Origin of the sequence: Rhodococcus sp. NPDC049939, assembly GCF_040656415.1 — a bacterium.
Classification (GTDB): Bacteria; Actinomycetota; Actinomycetes; order Mycobacteriales; family Mycobacteriaceae; genus Rhodococcus_F.
The window spans coordinates 319605-338698 of record NZ_JBFAMC010000004.1; the positions used below are offsets into that span (position 1 = coordinate 319605).

The window sequence follows — 19094 nt, forward strand, 5'->3', positions numbered from 1 at the left end:
CCGTGTCCGGAGCGAAGTGAGTTTTCCACCATGGGCGGAGGGTCGTGGCGATGGTGGGCGTGGTGACCACCGGATGCCGACTCGGTGTGGTAGACCGATGGGGAGAATCTCCCTCGGCAAGAGGAGCGCGAATGTTCCCGGGAAACTTCGTTGCGGCCACCCCCGACAAGCCGGCTGTCATCCGCCCCTCGACGGGGGAACAGATCACTTACCGGGAATTGGACCAACGTTCCACCCGCCTCGCTCGGTACCTTCGCTCGCTCGGACTGAAGGTGGGAGACCACTTGGCGCTGGTGTCGAGCAACGACGTCCGCGTCTTCGAAGTGTATTGGGCAGCGCTGCGATCCGGGCTGTACGTCACGATGGTCAACTGGCACCTCACCCCCGAGGAGGCGGGGTACATCGTGGACGACTGCGGAGCGCAGGTTCTGATCGTCTCGGCGGACGTCAAGCATGCCGTTCCGCGCGATCCAAGCCGGATTCCCCGAGTTCGGCATCGCCTCGCGTATGGCGGTGAACTTCCCGAATTCGACAGTTACGAAGAAGCTCTCGCCGGGCAGTCTGACGAACCGCTCGATTCGCAACCCCGCGGTCAGGACATGTTGTACTCCTCGGGCACTACGGGACGGCCCAAGGGCGTCGAACTCGCTCTGCCTGATGTTGAAGTGGATGCCGCGATGGATGAGTCCGCCGCGGCGTTCGTCGCGATCTTCGGATTCGACTCGGACACGATCTATCTGTGCCCCGCGCCGCTGTATCACGCGGCGCCGCTGCGATTTTGCAGCGTAATCAACTCCACCGGCGGAACGATAATCTTGATGGACCGATTCGACGCCGAGGAATCGCTGCGGTTGATCGAGCGATACCGCGTGACTCACAGCCAGTGGGTGCCGACGATGTTCGTGCGGATGCTCAAGCTGCCGAAGGCTGTTCGCGCAAAATTCGATCTGTCGAGCCAGAGGGTGGCAATTCATGCGGCGGCACCGTGCCCGCCCGAGGTGAAACGGTTGATGATCGAGTGGTGGGGTCCGGTGATCTACGAATACTATGCCTCCACCGAAGGAGCGGGTGCCACGTTCATCGACAGCGCCGAGTCGCTCGCAAAGCCGGGATCGGTGGGCCGCGACGGAGTCATGGGCGTCGTCCACATTTGCGACGACAGTGGAAACGATCTGCCCGCCGGTGAAATCGGAACCATCTACTGGGAGCAGGAGGAGCGGTCGTTCGAATATCACAACGACCCGGTGAAGACCGAGGCCGCGACGCACCCCCGCCATCCGGCGTGGACCACGAGCGGCGACATCGGCTACCTCGACTCCGATCGCTTTCTGTTTCTGACCGACCGTGCGGCGTTCATGATCATCTCGGGTGGAGTGAACATCTACCCGCAGGAATCCGAGAACGTGCTCATCATGCATCCCAAGGTGTTCGATGTCGCTGTGATCGGCGTGCCCGATGAGGAGATGGGCGAACAGGTCAAGGCGGTGGTGCAACTCGTTGACGGGGCCATGCCGTCGGATGCGTTGGCCCGAGAACTGCTCGACTACGTTCGCGATCGGGTGAGCCACTACAAGGCACCGCGCACGATCGACTTCTCCGACGACCTGCCGCGCACGGCCACCGGAAAGCTCGTCAAGCACCAATTGAGAGAGAGATATTCGAACACCGGTTGATCATCGACAATCGGGACGATCAGTGTTGGTGCACACAGAATTGGTGCACCAATGGACAGTGCGGTCTTCGCTCACGATTGATTCCGCAGGTACTCACCCAGGACTTCGGCATGGCTGTGTCTGAGGTCCTTGGTTGCGGTCAGGAGAACGATCGGCCGTCCTCGGGCGAGTTCCTGTACCCGTGAGACGGCCTTCCGGCCGGTCGGTGACTCCAACTCGTGTACATACCGCTCCCGGAACTCGCTGAAGGCTGCAACGTCGTGCGAATACCAATGACGCAGTTCAGTCGATGGCGCGAGATCCTTGGCCCAGTCGTCGAAATGAAAGGCATCCCTACGCAGCCCACGCGGCCACAAGCGGTCGACGAACAGGCGCAACCCGTCGCCTTCGGTCGGGTGGTCGTAGACGCGCTCGACAACGACAGACGGTGTCTCGGTTGTGCCCGGCATGCTCTGTTCTTTCGGCGTGCTCACGATCAACCTCCGCTCCCGGTGCGGGTGTCTACCGCCAGACTACGACGAATCATATTGTGACCGTGCTCACAAATGGAGAGATTTGCGGGCAGGTGCCGCAGTTCGCGCTCGACTCGGACGCTCGCCTGCAGGCTCATGGCGTCCGCAGGTCGTAGTTTCCGTTTGGCTATCATCAGCTCAAATTCAATCGTGGTGAGGGACACATGCCGCTCAATATCGGTTGGTTGCCGCTCGAAGCGGCACGCAGACCATCTACCGCAGGAAGTCGATAAATGGATACATCGCAGAGCACGGCACAGCCGCGTCCGACGGTCGGCGTCCCGCGCGAGTCGAACGAGGGTGAGCGTCGGGTGGCCTTGGTGCCGAAGACCGTGGCCGCCCTGATCGGTAAGGGTGTGGAGGTGGTGGTCGAGCCGGGAGCCGGTCTCGGCGCCCTGATTCCCGACGACCTCTACGTCGCAGCGGGGGCCAAGATCGCCGATCCGTGGTCGGCGGACGTGCTCGTGAAGGTGGCGCCGCCGTCGGACGCCGAGGTGGCAAGGTTGCAACGGGGGCAGACGCTGATCGGATTCTTGGACCCCCGCGGCAAGGACAACCAGCTGGCAGCGTTGAAGTCGGCGGGTGTACAGGCATTCGCGGTGGAGGCGATCCCACGTATCTCTCGCGCGCAGGTCATGGATGCGCTGTCTTCGCAGGCGAACGTTTCGGGGTACAAGTCGGTGTTGCTGGCCGCGTCCGAGTCGACCCGCTTCTTCCCGATGCTCACTACCGCCGCAGGCACCGTCAAACCCGCCACAGTGCTGGTGCTCGGAGTCGGTGTGGCCGGGTTGCAGGCTCTGGCGACGGCCAAGCGGCTCGGCGCCAGGGCCACCGGATACGACGTGCGCCCAGAGGTGGCCGATCAAGTCAGGTCAGTGGGCGCCCAGTGGCTCGATCTGGGGATCGATGCGGCCGGCGAGGGTGGGTACGCCCGTGAGCTCTCCGAGGACGAACGGGCGCGCCAGCAGGAAGCGCTCGAGGATGGGATCAAGAGGTTCGACGTGGTCATCACGACTGCACTCGTGCCGGGTCGTCCTGCGCCTCGACTGGTGACGGCCGCGGCAGTCGAAGGTATGAAGCCGGGATCGGTGGTGGTCGACCTGGCCGGGGAGACCGGCGGCAACTGCGAGTTGACCGAGCCCGGCCAGACGGTGGTGAAGCACGGGGTCACGATCTGCTCACCGTTGAACCTGCCTTCGACGATGCCTGAGCACTCGTCGGAGCTGTATGCCAGAAACGTCTCGGCCCTGTTGGAGCTGATGTTGGTCGAAGGCCAGTTGGCCCCAGACTTCTCGGACGAGGTGCTTGCCGCCTCGTGCGTCACCCGTGAGGAGGCGGTGTCCTGATGTATACCGAACTGTTGGCCAATATCGCGATCCTGGTGCTGTCAGGGTTCGTTGGTTTCGCGGTGATCTCCAAGGTCCCGAACACGTTGCACACCCCGTTGATGTCGGGCACGAACGCCATCCACGGCATCGTCGTGCTTGGTGCCCTTGTGGTGCTTGGGAAGGTCGACAACCCCTCATGGGGTCTGCAGGTGATCTTGTTCGTGGCGCTGGTGTTCGGAACGGTCAACGTGGTCGGCGGCTTCGTGGTCACCGACCGGATGTTGGGGATGTTCAAGTCCAAGCCCGCCGCACGCGCTGATGCCGTCGACAAGACGGGGGAGAAGTAATGGGGTACCTGGTCGACATCCTCTACATCATCGCTTTCGCGATGTTCATCTACGGTTTGATGGGTCTGACTGGCCCGAAGACCGCGGTACGGGGCAATCAGATTGCGGCGGCGGGCATGATCGTCGCCGTCGTCGCCACCCTGATCTCGATCCGAGACACTTCCAACTGGGTCCTGATCGTGACCGGCTTGGTGATCGGTGTGGTGTTGGGCGTGCCACCCGCGTTGCGGACGAAGATGACGGCGATGCCGCAGTTGGTCGCTCTGTTCAACGGGGTCGGGGGTGGCACCGTAGCCCTGATCGCTTATGCAGAGTTCCTGGATTCGGACGGGTTCACCGCCTTCTCGCACGGGGAGATGCCGACGGTGCACATCGTGATCGCCTCCCTGTTCGCGGCGATAGTCGGGTCGGTCTCGTTCTGGGGATCGGTGATCGCGTTCTTGAAACTGCAGGAAACTCTGCCCGGTCGGCCGATCGGTATAGGGAAGTTCCAGCAACCACTGAATGCCGTGCTGTTGATCGGGGCGGTGGTGTTGGCAGTGGTCATAGGAATCAAGGCCATCGAACCCACCCAAGCTACGAGTCAGTGGTGGATCGTTGGTGTGCTGGTCCTCGCGGCGACGCTCGGGTTGATGGTGGTTCTGCCGATCGGTGGCGCCGACATGCCAGTCGTCATCTCACTGCTCAACGCCCTCACCGGCTTGTCCGCCGCAGCGGCGGGTCTGGCCTTGAACAACCAGGCGATGATCGTGGCCGGAATGATCGTAGGTGCGTCGGGTTCGATCCTGACGAACCTGATGGCGAAGGCCATGAACCGGTCCATTCCGGCGATCGTGGCCGGTGGATTCGGCGGCGGCGCAGCCGCGGCAATCGGAGACGGGACCGCCAAGACGGCGAAATCCACATCGGCGGCGGACGCGGCGATCCAGATGGCATACGCGAATCAGGTGATCGTGGTCCCAGGGTATGGATTGGCCGTTGCGCAGGCCCAGCACGCGGTGAAGGACATGGCGAAGCTGCTCGAATCCAAGGGCGTCGAGGTCAAGTACGCCATCCACCCGGTCGCCGGTCGGATGCCAGGACACATGAACGTGCTCCTCGCCGAGGCCGACGTCGAGTACGACGCAATGAAGGAGATGGACGAAATCAACGACGAGTTCGCCCGCACCGACGTCACCCTGGTGATCGGAGCGAACGACGTCACCAACCCCGCAGCACGAAATGATCCGTCCAGTCCGATTCACGGTATGCCGATCCTGAATGTGGATCAGTCGAAGTCGGTGATCGTGCTCAAGCGGTCGATGAACTCCGGCTTCGCAGGGATCGAGAACCCACTGTTCTTCGCCGACGACACCTCGATGCTCTTCGGCGACGCCAAGAAAATGGTCACTGAGGTAACCGAGGAACTGAAAGCGCTGTAGTTCCCGGACTTGGTCGCCGGCGGCGGCACTGGTTCACCGCCGGGCGATCAGGGTCGGTTATTGCCGTTGTAGCGCGAGAAGGCGATGGCCGCGGTGTCGGGCCGTTGCCTTTCGCGTTCGGCAGCGGCGGGCGAATACAACATCACAGCTGAGGCCAGCGCCCACCAGATTGCGCCTACGAGAAGGCTTGCGACGATCCCGGGGACGCTGATCGGATCGACGAGAGCCACGGCGCCGGCGACCGCGACGACCACGACGAATCCGAGACCCACGAGCACCGGCTGGAATCGCGGCGCGGTCACGAGAAGCGCTGCGCCCCAGAGAGCGATGATTGCGACCACGTGCCCGTTCGGCAGCAACGTCGCGGAGGTATCCGATGCCCACTCCCTGATGCCTGCGCCCGTGATATTCGAGCCGATGCACAGCATCAAGGCCGCGGCCATTCCGTACGGAAGTTTGCGCATCGCTGCGACGATCGCGACGATCGTGGTCGCCGCCAGCACAGAGGTCACGTTGACGGCTTCGACCACCGGTTCGGCGACGGGTCTGAAAATTTCCGGGAGCGTCAGCGTCGGCAGTTCGGGGTTGACGAGGTAGAGCGAAAGCAGCGCCACCACGCCTGCCGCGGCGACGGCCAGGCGATAGACGCTGCGTCGGAGCGGATTGGTGGAATCGATCACGGAGCCCAGTGTGACAACCAGTCCTGAACGAATCAGGAGAGAGAGCTGTGAGTTCGGTGAACGGTGATCGGCGTGCGCCGCACAGCACCCGAACAAGCAGCGACGACGAGGGCGCACACCAGTGGGACCGTCATCGCAGCTGTGAGGGGGATCACTTGGCTGATCCAGCCCATTATGGCCGGTCCCGAAAGAAATCCGATGTATCCGATTGTGACCACCCGGGACAGGTTGGCGCTCGCCGAGCTGGAGCCTAGGTTGCCTGCTGCGGTGAAGATCTGTGGGAGGCTGCCCGACAATCCCAAGCCGAACAGGGCCCAGCCGACGATCGTGAGCGCGAGTTGCCCTGAGATCAGAACGAGCAGGATTCCCGTGGCGGCAATCAGCATCCCGTAGCGGATCACGGCGACGGGCCCGAAAGCGCCGCTCACACGGTCTGCGGTGAGCCGGCCGATCGTCATCATCACCGAGAAGGCGCCGAACGCGAGGGCGGCGACAGAATCCGGTGTCCCGAGATGCTCCTTGACTTGCAGCGCGCTCCAGTCGTTCGCGACACCCTCGGACAGCATGAGGGCAAACGCGATGCCCCCGAGTACGAGGACTCGTATGGACAGTCGTCGTGGCGCCTTCTCGGCGGTAGCGGACTCGTCAGGTCGGCGTACAGGGTCGCGCAACACCCATCGTGAGATCGCGGTGACCGTGACGATACCGATGACGCCTGCAGCGAGAAGCGCCGTCGCGGGCGCCCATCCTGCGGCCAGTGTCGATGCCCCGAGAAGCGCTCCCGCGGCGCCGCCTACCGAGAACAGGGCGTGGAACGCCGCCATGATGGGCCGCCCGTAACGCTTTTCGACATCGACTGCGTGCGAGTTCATCGAGACGTCCATCGCGCCCATGGTGAAGCCGAACACGATGAGGGCGAACCCGAGTTGCCATGCCCCGGTCGCAAGCCCCGGTCCAATCGTTGTGATCGACAGAGCCAGTCCCGCGATTATCGCAGTGCGCCCACTGCCGACTCGGTCCGCGAGCGGAACAGACAGTTGCATGCCACCGATCGCGCCGACACCCAGCACTAAGAGCAGGGTGCCGAGGGTCGCATGGTCGATCCCGGTCTGGGCTTCGATAGCCGGGATGTGCACCACCCACATGCCGAACAGGAACCCGCAGGTCCCGAAGAGCGTGAATGTCGCCACCCGGGCACGTCGAAGCGATTCGCTCACATCTGCCCGCTTGGTGACTGTTCTGGCTGGGGAATTACTCACCAGATCAAACGTACCGAGTGTCAGAGGTGTGCGAGCAGCGCCGCAGGATTGCGCAGCATCGAGGCCAGGGACGACAGGAACCTCGACCCCTGCTCTCCGTCGACCACCCGATGATCGAATGACACGCTCAGGGTGGTCACCCATCGCATCGCCAGTTCGTCTCTGTGGACCCACGGTCGTCTGGTGATGCTTCCCAGGCACACGATCGCAGATTCACCGGGATTGAGGATCGGGGTGCCGGTATCGACGCCGAACACCCCGACATTGGTGATCGACACCGTTCCTCCGGTGAGGTGTGCGGGCTCGGTCTTGCCGCTTCGCGCCGCTGCGGTCAGGTCGGTGATTGCACGGCACAGCTCGAGCAGGCTCAGTGATTGAGCGTCCTTTACATTGGGGACCATGAGACCGCGAGGTGTCGCGACAGCGATCCCAAGATTGATGTAGTGCTTGGTGACGATTTCCTGGTTCTCCTCGTCCCAGGAGGCGTTGAGGCTCGGGTTCTCACGCAGAGCCACGATCATCGCCTTCGAAACGAGGCTGAGCGCCGTCACGGACAGCCCCTCGAACTCGGGAAGTTTCCGCAGGCGTCTCAGCAGTTTCACCGATCTCGTGACGTCGACGGTCACGAATTCGGTGACGTGAGGGGCGGTGAACGCGCTGCGGACCACCGCAGCGGCAGTTTGCTTCCGAACACTGCGAATCGGGGTTCGGGTTTCGCGTTCCGACGACGACATCGGTGCGCGCCTGGGTGATTGGGCGTACGTGTGCACATCGTCCTTGGTGACCGCCCCGGACGGCCCGGTTCCGGTGACGGCGGAAAGATCGACCCCGAGTTCACGCGCTGCGATACGGGCTGCCGGGGATGCGTCAGGACGAGTCTTCGAGGGGGTTGCGTCCGACGGCGCTGTGTCCGAAGGCGCTGTGTCCGATTCGGGAGGCTGGACTGCTCTGCGCCGGGCGCGCTTGCTCGCAGCCGGCGCCACGGGCCCGTACCCCACTAGGACGGATTTGTCTGCTGGAGGTTCTTCTGCCCCCGGGTCTGGCTCGATGCGGATGATCGGCGTTCCCACCGGCACCGTGCTGCCGACCGGAACGAGCAGTTCCTCCACGACCCCTGAATATGGCGACGGCAACTCGACCAACGCTTTTGCCGTCTCGACCTCTCCGAGGATCTGGTTGAGTTCGACTGTCTGGCCGACCTCGACGGCCCAGGAGACAAGTTCCGCCTCCGTCAGTCCTTCGCCGAGATCCGGAAGGCGGAATTCCTGTGCCACGGGCGCTTCCTCTCGTCGGACGATCGTGGTCAGGCCGCCAAGCTGCGATCGACGGCATCCAGAAGGCGGTCGGCGTCGGGAATGTGGTGTAGTTCCAGCCTGGCCGGGGGATAGGGGACGTAGAAACCACCGACTCGCAGAACCGGTGCGTCGAGTTGATAGAAGCACCGCTCGGTGACACGGGCGGCGATCTCCGCGCCGAGACCGAGAAATGTGGGTGCTTCGTGTGCTACGACGAGCCTGCCGGTCTTGCGGACCGATTCCTCGATCGTGTCGAAGTCGATCGGAGAGAGCGAACGCAGGTCTATCACCTCGAGCGAATGTCCTTCTTCTGCTGAGATTTTCGCGGCCGACAATGCTGTCGATACGACGGAGCCGTACGCCACGATGGTGGCCTCGGTTCCTTCGTGGACCACCCGCGCCCGGTGCAGGGGAAGTTCCGGTTGAGCGTCCGGGTCGAACTCGGCCTTGTCCCAGTAGCACCGTTTGGGTTCGAAGAACACAACGGGGTCGTCCGCCGCGACGGACTGCTGGATCATATGGAACGCATCTTCCGGGTTGCTGGGGCTCACGACGCGCAGTCCGGCGGTGTGCGCGAAGTACGCCTCCGGCGATTCGGAGTGATGCTCGACGGCCCCGATGCCGCCGCCGTAGGGAATTCGGATCGTGAGGGGCACCGTGACTCGTCCCTGGGTGCGGTAATGGATCTTGGCCACCTGCGCCACGATCTGGTCGAACGCGGGATACACGAAGCCGTCGAACTGAATCTCACAGACAGGCCGATAGCCGCGCAATGCCATGCCGAATGCCGTGCCGACGATCCCTGATTCGGCGAGTGGTGTGTCGATCACGCGGTTGTCGCCGAAGTCCTTCTGAAGCGTGTCGGTGACTCGAAAGACCCCACCGAGGCGCCCGACGTCCTCTCCCATGATCACGACCTTCCCGTCGTTCTCGAGAGCGCGTCTGAGTCCGGCGTTGAGCGCTGCACCCAACGACATGGTGGTGGTCATGACACAGCCTCCTGCGTGCCGGCAAAGCCTGCCAGATATTTAGCGTACTGCTCCCGCTCCTCATTTATGAGCGGGTGATCGGCGGAGTAGACGTTGTCGAACAGATCGAGTGGTGCTGGATCGGGCGCGCCGATCGTTCCTGAGCGCAACCGCTTGGCGACGTCGTCAGACGCGGCCTGTACATGTGCGACGAACGCTTCGTCGAGTAGTCCATCCCTGTCGAGCAACCGTCGAACCCGGTCGATCGGGTCGCGCGCTTTCCATGCCTCGGTTTCCGCTGCGGACCGGTAGCGTGTGGGATCGTCCGACGTGGTGTGGGGGCCCATGCGGTAGGTGATGGCCTCGACGAACGTGGGTCCCTCGCCGTCCCGGGCACGCTGGGTGGCCTTGCGGGTCACTGCGAGGACGGCGAGAACGTCGTTGCCGTCCACCCGGATTGAAGGCATGCCGTATCCGGCGGCGCGCTGCGCGATCGGCGCCGGGCTCTGGAGGCCCACGGGTACGCTGATTGCCCACTGATTGTTCTGGCAGAAGAACACCACTGGCGCGTTGTAGCTCATCGAGAATCCGAGGGCCTCGGCAACGTCGCCCTGGCTGGTGGCACCATCGCCGAAGTAGGCGATGGTCGCGATCTCCGCTCCGTCGAGATGGGCGCCGATCGCGTATCCCGTGGCGTGCAAGGCTTGGGACCCCACGACGATCGCGGGATTGGTGAGATTGAAATCGCGTGGATCCCAGGCTGAATGGGCGCACCCGCGCCACATCAGGGCCATCACGCCCGGATCGACGCCCCGGCAGTAGGCGACCGCATGCTCGCGATAGCTGATGAACGCGTAGTCGTCGGGCCGGAGTGCATGGGCCGAACCGACTTGCGCAGCTTCCTGACCGAGCATGGGCGCCCACAATCCCATTTCACCCTGCCTCTGCAGAGCGACTGCCTCGACGTCCATCCGGCGGGTGACCACGAGATCCTCGTAGAGGCCGCGTAATTGCTGCGGTCCTATGTCGCGAACCAGGTCGGCGTAATCGGGCATCAGAACCCGCCGGCCGTCAGGCTGGATGAGCTGGACCGGATAGGCAATGTTGTCGACCATCGGATTCACCTCACGTTGCCGGGCCCGGGAACCTTGTGGGTCCGCGGGAGAGACGTGCGCTGCGGTCGGGACAAATGCGGCGTATGTCCTACTTCACAGCATCCACGAGAACGCGAAATGCGCAAGTGGTGCACTTGGAATCGAGCAGAATGCTCAACATTGGCCCCCCGAAAGGTGTCATACTGCGATTTATGACCAATTTAGACGCGACCGATGCCAAGTTGTTACTGCAGCTGTCCGAGAATCCTCGTGCGACGGGCGTGGAGTTGGCGCAGCGTCTCGGACTGTCCCGCAACACGGTCCAGGCAAGGTTGTCGAGATGGGAAGCGGCAGGTGCCCTCGGCTCGTTCGACCGCTTGATCGACCCGAGGGCACTCGGCTATCCGCTCGCCGCCTACGTGGCCACCCGTGTGGACCAGCACCAACTCGACGACGTGGTTGATGCGCTCGCCGGAATTCCCGAGGTTGTAGAGGTATCGGGTATCACCGGCGAAGCCGACCTGTCTGTGCGGGTAGTGGCCCGAGATGCCGACGACCTGTATCGGCTCGCGGATCAGATCCTCAAGATTCCCGGTGTCGAACGCACCAACATGGCGCTGGTGATGCGCGAACTCGTCGGACCGCGGATGGCGCCGTTGCTCGACAGGATGACCAGGCAGTAACCACTGCCCACCTCCCGGCTCGTCGCGCCCTGCCTGCTGCCGGACCCGAACAACCGTTGCGGCGGATCAATTCAACTCAGCGTCGGGGTCGCGAGAGGCTAGCATCTAGGCCGTGAATGTTGTGGGGCTGAATGAAGATGCCGTTTCTGCGTGGATTACCGGACTCGGTGTGGGAGCGATCGCGCCGCTGAGTTTCGAGAGGATCGGTAACGGTCAATCGAATCTCACGTACGGGGTCAGCGATTCGGGTGGGGGACGGTGGGTGCTGCGACGGCCTCCGCTCGGACATCTGCTCGCGTCGGCACACGACGTAGTTCGCGAACATCGAATTCTGTCCTCGCTACAGGGCACTGGTGTTCCGGTTCCGAAGATTCTTGGCCTGACCGAGGATCCGGAGGTGACCGATGCGCCGCTCGTGCTGATGAGCTACGTCGACGGGGTGGTGCTGGACAGTGTCGGCGCAGCGGAGGCGTTGACACCCGAGCAGAGGCGAGCTGTGGGTCTTTCGATGCCCAGAACTCTCGCGAAGATCCACGCGGTCGATCTTGCCGACGCGGGTCTGGTCGACCTGGCCAGTCACAAGCCCTATGCAGCACGGCAGTTGAAGCGATGGGCCGATCAGTGGGAGAAGTCGCGTACGCGCGACGTTCCGGCGGTCGTGGAACTGGCGAACATTCTCGAGCGCAATATGCCTGAACAGACCGAATTGTCGTTGGTGCATGGTGACTTCCATCTGAGCAATGTGATCACCTCTCCGGAAGAAGGCGAAATTGTCGCGGTGGTCGACTGGGAGTTGTGCACCTTAGGGGATCCGCTTGCCGATGTCGGTGCCCTACTGGCGTACTGGCCCGAAGCAGGTGACGAGTTCGCAGGGCCGTTCCCAACCTCCACTCTCGAAGGATTCCCCTCGCGTGCGGAGCTGGTAGAGGCGTATGTCCACGACACCAAGCGCGACGTGACGCACGTGGGCTACTGGCACGTTCTAGCGCTGTGGAAATTGGCGATCATAGCCGAAGGTGTGTTGCGCCGTGTGATCGACGATCCACGGAACAAGGCTGGAAGCGGTGTGCCCACCACCATGTTGGTTGACGGGATCATCGGCCGCGCCGTATCAACCGCGGAGGCCGAGGGCCTGCGCTGACTTCGGGGTGGTACCGAATTGTCAGTGGGTGTCACGCGAAGCCAGTCTTGTTGCAGCGCTTCGTATCTCACTGGGAATGGACACTGCTTTCCTGGTCCTCGCGTCGACGTACACGTGAACGAAACGGCCCAGGGCGGCGAGTTCGAGTGCGTCGTCGTTCTCCCGGAATATCGCGAGAGCGTAGACAATGCTCCGAGTTCCGAGCTTTTCGATGGACAACCCCACCCGCAATCGATCCGGGAAGGTCAACTCGCTGATGAACTTGCAGGACGTCTCGGCGACCACCCCGATCGCGGGCAGATTCCGGATGTCGGTGCCTGTGCTGTCGATCAGCCAGGCGTTGACGGCGGTGTCGAAGTACGAGTAATAGGTGACGTTGTTGACGTGGCCGTAGTGGTCGTTGTCTTCCCAGCGAGTCGGCACCGGCCAGAGGACAGGAAAGTCTGCGGCGGTCGGCAGAGCGGAAGCGTCATCGTCATTCACCGCCTCGACCCTAGTACGAGCGCTCGCTACCGTTCGTGAGAGCGATACTGCGGCGATAATCGGGAGATGACCACCATCGAGGTAGTGCAGGCGGACATCACTCAGGTCGAGGTCGACGCGGTTGTCAACGCCGCAAATTCCGGGCTGCTCGGCGGTGGGGGTGTAGACGGAGCCATACATCGGGTCGGTGGACCCGAAATCCTCGCAGAATGCAGGCGCCTGAGGGCCACGACACTGCGGGACGGTCTGCCTGCGGGGCAGGCGGTGGCGACGACGGCGGGCCGACTACCCGCCCGGTGGGTGATCCATACGGTCGGCCCGAGGTATTCCGCTTCGGAGGACCGGTCGGCAACTCTACGCAGCGCCTACACCAGCAGCTTGGCGGTGGCGTCCGACCTCGGCGCGCGCTCGGTCGCCTTCCCGGTCATCTCATCCGGGGTGTACGGCTGGCCCGCAGACGATGCCGTCAGTCAGGCGGTCGGTGCTGTCCGCAAGGCGGAGTCCGGGATTCCTCGCGTCCTGTTCGTGGCATTCGACGAACGGATGGCGACTTTGCTGCGTGTCGAGATCGACTGAACTCCGCAACCCCGAAAGCGACGGCGCCTATCTCACCGTCGTGAATACTCTGAGGCCCTTCGAACCTCTTCGGGAGTTGGGCGAACGCCGGTGTAGAGGACGAACTGCTCCGCCGCCTGCAAGGCGACGACCTCGGCGCCTGTGATGATGATTTTTCGGCGCTCGGCCGCAGCCCGGATCAGCGGTGTGGCCGCGGGGACCGCGACCACGTCGAAAACGGCCTCCGCCGCATCGATCGCGTCGGGCTGGAAGGCCACCTCTTCGGCCTGCGGGCCGCCCGCCATGCCGATGGGCGTGGCGTTGATCAGCAGGCCCGGCCGTGCCGAACCGAGTTCGGGTTGCCACTCGAATCCGTATCGATTCGCCAGGGCGCGGCCCGTGCTCTCGTTGCGGGCGACGACGATGACGTCGGTGAAACCGTAATCGCGCACGGCGGCGACCACTGCCTTCGCCATGCCGCCGCTGCCGGCGACTGCGACGGAGTGCGAGTGCGGCAACCTGTTGTCGCGTAGCAGATTCGCTACGGCCTGATAGTCGGTGTTGTACGCGTGCAATACTCCGTCCTCGTTGACAACTGTGTTGACCGAGTCGATCACCGACGCCGATTCGTGCATCACGTCCACAAGCTCGATGATTTGTTCCTTGAACGGCATGGAGACTCCGGTGCCGCGTATCCCGAGGGCGCGGATACCCCCGACCGCGGCTGGAAGGTCGCTCGTGGTGAAGGCCTTGTAGACGAAATTCAGACCCAGCTCCGCGTACAGATAGTTGTGAAAGCGTGTGCCGATATTGCTCGGTCGACCGGACAGTGAGATGCAGAGCGTAGTGTCTTTGTCCAGCTGGTTCATCTGGCAAATGCTAGTAGGGGGCTTCGATACGCGCTCACTCCCTGCTGCGAATACACAGTGTCGACAGCAAAGGAGCAATGCTGCGGTGAGCACCACGATCGGTGACCGGCAAGAGACCCCCCACGCGCATCGAAGACGAGGGCACTGGTTTTACCGTGCTCTCGCTGGAGTCGTTGCGGCCGGTGTCGTGCTCGGAGTGGGCGAACTGATCGCCGCGCTTGTCGATCCGAACTCTTCGCCCTTCTACGCGGTCGGATCGACCACCGTGGACCGCAGTCCCGAGTGGTTGCGCGAATTTGCGATCGACACCTTCGGCACCAACGACAAACCTGCGCTGTTCATCGGTATGGCGATCCTGATCGTGCTGATTGCGGCGGTGGCGGGCATCGTGGAGCAGCCGCGGGCGCCGTACGGCAGTGCGATTCTCGCCGTCCTCGGTGGGGTGGGCGTCTACTCCGCGATTCAGCGCCCGGAAGCCACCTGGAGTTTTGCGGTACCGACCTTGGTGGGTCTCGTTGCAGGGATCGTCGTCCTGCGCGTCCTCATATCCACCGCTCAGGTGCCGGAAGATGCGGGTGCAACGGATTCGCGGATGCCGCGGCGGAGTTTCCTTCTGTTCGCAGCCGCCGCGGCGGCAGTGGCGGCCGCGGCGGGGGCCACTGGACGGTACCTGGGGCGGCAGATCGCCGGGGCGGTGGAGAATCGCCGTGACTTCGTCATTCCCGCCGTAACAGACAGGGCGAGACCGATCGCGCCTGGCACCGACATCGCCGTGCCGGGTGCCACGCCCTTCATCACATCGAACGAGGACTTCTACCGCATCGACACCGCGCTGCGGGTTCCGCGCCTGACAACGGACGAGTGGCAGCTACGAATCCACGGCATGGTGGATAGGGAGCTGACCCTGACGTTTGAGGATCTGATCGCTCGGACACCTGTCGAACGGGTGATCACGCTGACCTGCGTATCGAACCCGGTCGGTGGTGACCTCGCAGGCAATGCGACGTGGATCGGATACCCGATTGCAGACCTTCTCGCCGAGGTCGGTGTGCAGCCAGACGCCGACATGTTGCTCTCCAAGAGCAGCGACGGCTTTACCGCGGGCACTCCGGTGCAGGTATTGCAGGACGGGCGGGACGCGATCCTGGCGGTGGCGATGAACGGGCGGCCATTGCCCTTCGAACATGGCTATCCGGTGCGGCAGGTAGTCCCGGGGCTGTACGGGTACGTGTCGGCCACGAAGTGGGTAGTCGATTGGGAGCTGACGCGGTTCGACAAGGCCCAGGCCTACTGGACGCAACGGGGCTGGTCTGCGCAGGGTCCGATCAAGACCGCCTCACGGATCGATGTTCCGGCACCCTCGGCGTTACCCGAAGCCGGACGTGTCCTCGTCGCGGGCACCGCATGGGCGCAGCACCGCGGGATCGGCAAGGTCGAGGTGCGCGTCGACAACGGCGATTGGCACACGGCAACGCTCGCACCGGAGTACAGCATCGACACGTGGCGGCAGTGGACCTGGGACTGGGATGCGACACCCGGCAGGCACACCCTGCAGGTGCGGGCCACCGACCTCGACGGCAACGTGCAGGTGGAGGAACTTACCTCGCCGGTCCCCGATGGCGCCACCGGGTGGGATACCCGCACGCTCACGGTGTCCTGAACCGCTCACGGGCAGCGCCGCGCCACCTCTGCGAGAGTTTCACGATCCGCCTGCGTCACGGGAAGTCGGTATTCGACCGCGACGGTGAGATATTTGCCCGCGTAGAAGCAGTGATACGCCGGATTCGGCGGCAGCCAGTCCTGCGGGGTCTGATCTCCCTTGTCCTGGTTGTCGGCCCCGTTGACAGCAAGCAGATTGAAGACGACGTCGTTGGCGAATCGGACTCGCTGCTCTCGCGGCCACATCGACGCGCCCATGTCCCAGGCCGCCGCCAAGGGGTACACGTGGTCGATCTGGACTTCTCTCGCGGCGCTGCGGTCGAACGTGACGATCTCGCCGGAGTACGGATCGGCCAGGATTCCACTGAGCACTACACAGTCGTGAGTTCCTTCACGAAACGTCACCGAGCGCAGATCGATCGCGAGAACGTTGTTTCGGGTGTCGCAGCCGTCGTGCCCACCCGCCGCGTCCTGGTCGTCGGTCCAGGCCGGCCCGAACACACACAATTCCTTGCCCGAACACCCGCGCTGATAGCCGCCCGGATGTGGACGGGACGCAACCGTCTGCACGCGCCCGAGCAACTCCTCGACCTGCGCGCGAGTGGGACTGTTCGGGGCCGGTCCCGGGCCGGCCAGGTCGAGAATCGACACACCGCAGCCGGTGATCGACAGTGCTATCCCAGCCGTTATCCCAACCAGGGTCATCCCAGGCGCGGCCGCACACAGTCTTCTCATTCGCCCCCCGCGATCGACGAGTCGTCACCCCTCCGGCAGGAGTATGAACACGCCCACCGACACGTCACGAGAAGGGTAGGCGCACTGCTGCGATGGAAGACAGATGCGCGCCGTCGTGGCCGATCAGCCAGGAACCGCCGTTCTGTCGACATTCTGCGATCACATCGAGGGTGCGCAGAAGGAAGAATATTGCTTCGCTGGGCACTGGACTCACCGCCAGTCGATGCGACTCACCGTGCTTCATGCCGTCGAGCCATACACCGGACTGGCCGTCGAGTCGGATGGTCACAATGTGGGCTGCGTCGACAAAAGCGTACTTGCGTTGCTCCCACGGAGTGGTGAGCGAGTAGCCCTGTTCGAGAACCTGGATCAGGATGCTCATGGCCGACTCCCGAGTCTTCGATGCCGCAGCTCCTTTACTCTCCAGCATCTATCACAGAGAATCCATGTGCCAGCCGTGGATCGGGCGTTGCGCCACAACCAAACCGGTAGTTCGACGAACAAAGCGGACGACGACATCGCTCATGGCGATAGAGTCACCGATGCTGATGATCGTGGCGGTGCGGCCAGTAAAGGCTCGTGAGGGCGCCCGGGCAGCCCACTGTGCCTGCAGCTCAAGAATTCAACGAGCCGGTCTCCCAATTGCCCAACAACGACGGGAGTGCCTGGAGAATCTCCAAGAGAACGGGCGAGAACTCGATCATCTGCTTCCCTCCGATCGCCGAAATCATGTATGGCAGCAGGGCCGGTGAGTTCCGGCGCAGACAGCCGCCATCTTGTTCTTGGTTCTTCCGCGGAGCGTAGTCGAGGATTGGACGTTCGGTTGGGATTTCCCGATGCGAGCATTCGCAGCGGCGGAGCATCGGAGCAGACGGCGAAAATCTCCTGACTGTGAGTGGGTGTCTGAGCACCCCCGTTACCCACAGCAGGAGACCTTCGAAGTCTGGTGCTCGGTCGCAGCGCGTCACCGCGCGACCAAGCTATGTGGTGGCTTATTGGAAGCTAGCCGCCGATGCTACCCCCGATGAGGAACCCAATCAGCGCGCCAATGATGGCTCCCATGTTAATTGAACCGTCGCCGCCCTGGTCAAAGCCTTCCATCTGTAACTCCGATCTTCGAATTCGTTGTTCAGTGAACCTGCCGGATTCCCGGCGTGGACACCTACACCCTTTCCGTCCGCAGATCGCAGTGGGACTAGAGCTGCGGATGGTATCCGACGGTACACGCAAATGTGGCGGTTTCCACATATTCATGTTGACGAATGTTGTTTACACAGGTTGAGCGGGCTTTCTGGCACCCAATTCGTTGCTCAGCTCCGGTTCGATGACCGTCATTTGGACCGCGAAGGGCTCACCAATTCGGCTGGACGAGTCCCTCGGCGCAAGTTCCTGGCTCATCTGGTGCTGGGCTCATCTGGTGCTGGGATCGAGCGGTGGCGCGCGGGGATCGAGCGGTTCTCGAGGTGCGCCGAGCAGATGGGATCTCATGGTCTCGCCAGCGTCTACTCGGCGGTAGGTTAACGACTTTCGCGTATGGCTCCAGGTGCGAATCTCGGCGGGGCTGCGATGGCCAACCGTGCCGGCGGCGCCGCTTTGCGGCAGCATCCGCCCCGCGGATTGTGGGCGCGCAAGCTTGACGCCCTGGCCTCGGCTGGAACCGAGAACCACACAAATACGTCAATTCGACTGTCCCCGAAGATGTCTGTCGAGATCGACAACTTCGCCACGGTTGATGCTGACCCAATCGCGTCCGTTCAGATAGGGGCGCAGGTGGGTACCGATCGTCTCGAGGTCTGCGGGTGACTTCGGTCTTTGCAGCTCGTACACGTGTGGCAACTGTGCCATCCCGGTGACTACGTCCCACAAAGTCAGCGCATCCTTGCCTGTCGGTGGGTTCACCAAAACCGGTCCGAACAGGCACTGATCGCCGAAGAACAATGTCGGGACCCCGTAGCCGCCGGCTGCTGTGACCCGCTGGTGGTCGGCCTCGATCTCGTCGTGCGTGCTCGGGTCGGCGAGCGCACGGTCGAGAAGTTCGGCGCCGACGCCGATCTCACCCAGAAGCCGCCGTGCGACTTCGCGGTCGTGGGGTTTTCCGCCCTTGGTGTGTAGTTCGTGACCGATTGCGGCGTACCAACGATCCAGCAGGGCCATGTCCTGTCGACGCAGCAGTACCCCGATCCGCATCAGTGACCATCCGTAGGACCAATCGCGCTCCCAAGGATGTTTCTTGCCGTCCTGACGGTTGATTTCCTCGAGGCTGAAGAAGCGCCAGTTGACGGTCACGCCAAGCTGCTTACGGACCTCGCGCATCCACAGCGACGTGTTGTACGCGAATGGGCACATCGGGTCGAAATGGAAATCCACGGTGGAGTACTTCACGACACCTTCT

Annotated in this window: 19 protein-coding genes; 8 read left to right on the forward strand and 11 right to left on the reverse strand. The window is 63.1% G+C overall.

All coding sequences use genetic code 11. The features are described from left to right. Positions 1 to 131 precede the first annotated feature (131 nt). Complete coding sequence (locus AB0I57_RS16435; protein ID WP_358337255.1) at positions 132 to 1673, forward strand: AMP-binding protein; 1542 nt, start codon at positions 132 to 134, stop codon at positions 1671 to 1673. 71 nt (positions 1674 to 1744) lie between these two features. On the opposite strand, the gene AB0I57_RS16440 is transcribed toward AB0I57_RS16435, so the two are convergent. Then, entirely contained in the window at positions 1745 to 2122 is a 378-nt protein-coding gene (locus tag AB0I57_RS16440; RefSeq protein ID WP_358337557.1) for a DUF488 family protein, read from the reverse strand. Positions 2123 to 2418: 296 nt separating this feature from the next. Here AB0I57_RS16440 and AB0I57_RS16445 point away from each other — a divergent pair, with 296 nt between their 5' ends. Genes AB0I57_RS16445 through AB0I57_RS16455 form a run of 3 tightly spaced genes read left to right on the forward strand, consistent with a single transcriptional unit; the run spans position 2419 to position 5281 of the window. Beyond that, entirely contained in the window at positions 2419 to 3531 is a 1113-nt protein-coding gene (locus AB0I57_RS16445) for a Re/Si-specific NAD(P)(+) transhydrogenase subunit alpha (protein WP_358337258.1), read from the forward strand. After that, a complete protein-coding gene (locus AB0I57_RS16450; RefSeq protein WP_358337261.1) occupies positions 3531 to 3860 on the forward strand; it encodes an NAD(P) transhydrogenase subunit alpha in 330 nt (109 codons plus the stop codon). Before AB0I57_RS16445 ends, AB0I57_RS16450 begins: the two co-directional genes overlap by 1 nt. Then, complete coding sequence (locus tag AB0I57_RS16455; RefSeq protein WP_358337264.1) at positions 3860 to 5281, forward strand: NAD(P)(+) transhydrogenase (Re/Si-specific) subunit beta; 1422 nt, start codon at positions 3860 to 3862, stop codon at positions 5279 to 5281. Before AB0I57_RS16450 ends, AB0I57_RS16455 begins: the two co-directional genes overlap by 1 nt. A gap of 47 nt (positions 5282 to 5328) precedes the next feature. Here AB0I57_RS16455 and AB0I57_RS16460 read toward each other — a convergent pair whose 3' ends face one another. The 5 genes from AB0I57_RS16460 to pdhA form a co-directional block, all read right to left on the reverse strand. Beyond that, positions 5329 to 5961 carry a hypothetical protein gene (locus AB0I57_RS16460; protein WP_358337267.1) on the reverse strand — a complete coding sequence of 211 codons (633 nt, stop codon included), beginning with the start codon at positions 5959 to 5961 and terminating at the stop codon, positions 5329 to 5331. 32 nt (positions 5962 to 5993) lie between these two features. After that, a complete protein-coding gene (locus tag AB0I57_RS16465) occupies positions 5994 to 7178 on the reverse strand; it encodes an MFS transporter (RefSeq protein WP_358337560.1) in 1185 nt (394 codons plus the stop codon). 62 nt (positions 7179 to 7240) lie between these two features. After that, positions 7241 to 8494: a dihydrolipoamide acetyltransferase family protein gene (locus AB0I57_RS16470; protein WP_358337270.1), complete on the reverse strand. Its 1254-nt coding sequence runs from the start codon at positions 8492 to 8494 to the stop codon at positions 7241 to 7243. A gap of 29 nt (positions 8495 to 8523) precedes the next feature. Continuing rightward, positions 8524 to 9504, reverse strand: a complete 981-nt coding sequence (locus AB0I57_RS16475; protein WP_358337273.1) for an alpha-ketoacid dehydrogenase subunit beta — start codon at positions 9502 to 9504, stop codon at positions 8524 to 8526. Then, positions 9501 to 10598 (reverse strand): pyruvate dehydrogenase (acetyl-transferring) E1 component subunit alpha, encoded by a 1098-nt coding sequence (pdhA, locus tag AB0I57_RS16480; protein ID WP_358337276.1) that lies wholly within the window; start codon positions 10596 to 10598, stop codon positions 9501 to 9503. Before pdhA ends, AB0I57_RS16475 begins: the two co-directional genes overlap by 4 nt. Before the next feature lie 191 nt (positions 10599 to 10789). Here pdhA and AB0I57_RS16485 point away from each other — a divergent pair, with 191 nt between their 5' ends. Together AB0I57_RS16485 and AB0I57_RS16490 are read left to right on the forward strand one after the other, a co-directional pair. After that, positions 10790 to 11260: an Lrp/AsnC family transcriptional regulator gene (locus AB0I57_RS16485; RefSeq protein WP_358337278.1), complete on the forward strand. Its 471-nt coding sequence runs from the start codon at positions 10790 to 10792 to the stop codon at positions 11258 to 11260. A gap of 112 nt (positions 11261 to 11372) precedes the next feature. Next, complete coding sequence (locus AB0I57_RS16490; protein WP_358337281.1) at positions 11373 to 12401, forward strand: phosphotransferase family protein; 1029 nt, start codon at positions 11373 to 11375, stop codon at positions 12399 to 12401. A gap of 21 nt (positions 12402 to 12422) precedes the next feature. Here the strand turns inward: AB0I57_RS16490 and AB0I57_RS16495 are convergent, their stop codons facing one another. Next, positions 12423 to 12884 carry a thioesterase family protein gene (locus AB0I57_RS16495; protein WP_358337284.1) on the reverse strand — a complete coding sequence of 154 codons (462 nt, stop codon included), beginning with the start codon at positions 12882 to 12884 and terminating at the stop codon, positions 12423 to 12425. Positions 12885 to 12950: 66 nt separating this feature from the next. Here AB0I57_RS16495 and AB0I57_RS16500 point away from each other — a divergent pair, with 66 nt between their 5' ends. Continuing rightward, a complete protein-coding gene (locus AB0I57_RS16500; RefSeq protein WP_358337287.1) occupies positions 12951 to 13460 on the forward strand; it encodes an O-acetyl-ADP-ribose deacetylase in 510 nt (169 codons plus the stop codon). 32 nt (positions 13461 to 13492) lie between these two features. Here AB0I57_RS16500 and AB0I57_RS16505 read toward each other — a convergent pair whose 3' ends face one another. After that, complete coding sequence (locus tag AB0I57_RS16505; protein ID WP_358337290.1) at positions 13493 to 14308, reverse strand: shikimate 5-dehydrogenase; 816 nt, start codon at positions 14306 to 14308, stop codon at positions 13493 to 13495. A gap of 85 nt (positions 14309 to 14393) precedes the next feature. On the opposite strand from AB0I57_RS16505, the gene AB0I57_RS16510 reads away from it, so the two are divergent. Then, positions 14394 to 15968 carry a molybdopterin-dependent oxidoreductase gene (locus AB0I57_RS16510; RefSeq protein ID WP_358337293.1) on the forward strand — a complete coding sequence of 525 codons (1575 nt, stop codon included), beginning with the start codon at positions 14394 to 14396 and terminating at the stop codon, positions 15966 to 15968. A 5-nt stretch (positions 15969 to 15973) separates the two neighbouring features. Here the strand turns inward: AB0I57_RS16510 and AB0I57_RS16515 are convergent, their stop codons facing one another. From AB0I57_RS16515 to AB0I57_RS16525, 3 genes are all read right to left on the reverse strand, one after another. Further along, positions 15974 to 16672: an HNH endonuclease family protein gene (locus AB0I57_RS16515; protein WP_358337563.1), complete on the reverse strand. Its 699-nt coding sequence runs from the start codon at positions 16670 to 16672 to the stop codon at positions 15974 to 15976. 94 nt (positions 16673 to 16766) lie between these two features. Beyond that, positions 16767 to 17084, reverse strand: coding sequence for a hypothetical protein (locus AB0I57_RS16520; RefSeq protein WP_358337295.1), 318 nt, complete (start codon positions 17082 to 17084; stop codon positions 16767 to 16769). A gap of 1295 nt (positions 17085 to 18379) precedes the next feature. Beyond that, positions 18380 to 19084 (reverse strand): DsbA family protein, encoded by a 705-nt coding sequence (locus tag AB0I57_RS16525; RefSeq protein WP_358337298.1) that lies wholly within the window; start codon positions 19082 to 19084, stop codon positions 18380 to 18382. Positions 19085 to 19094 lie beyond the last annotated feature (10 nt).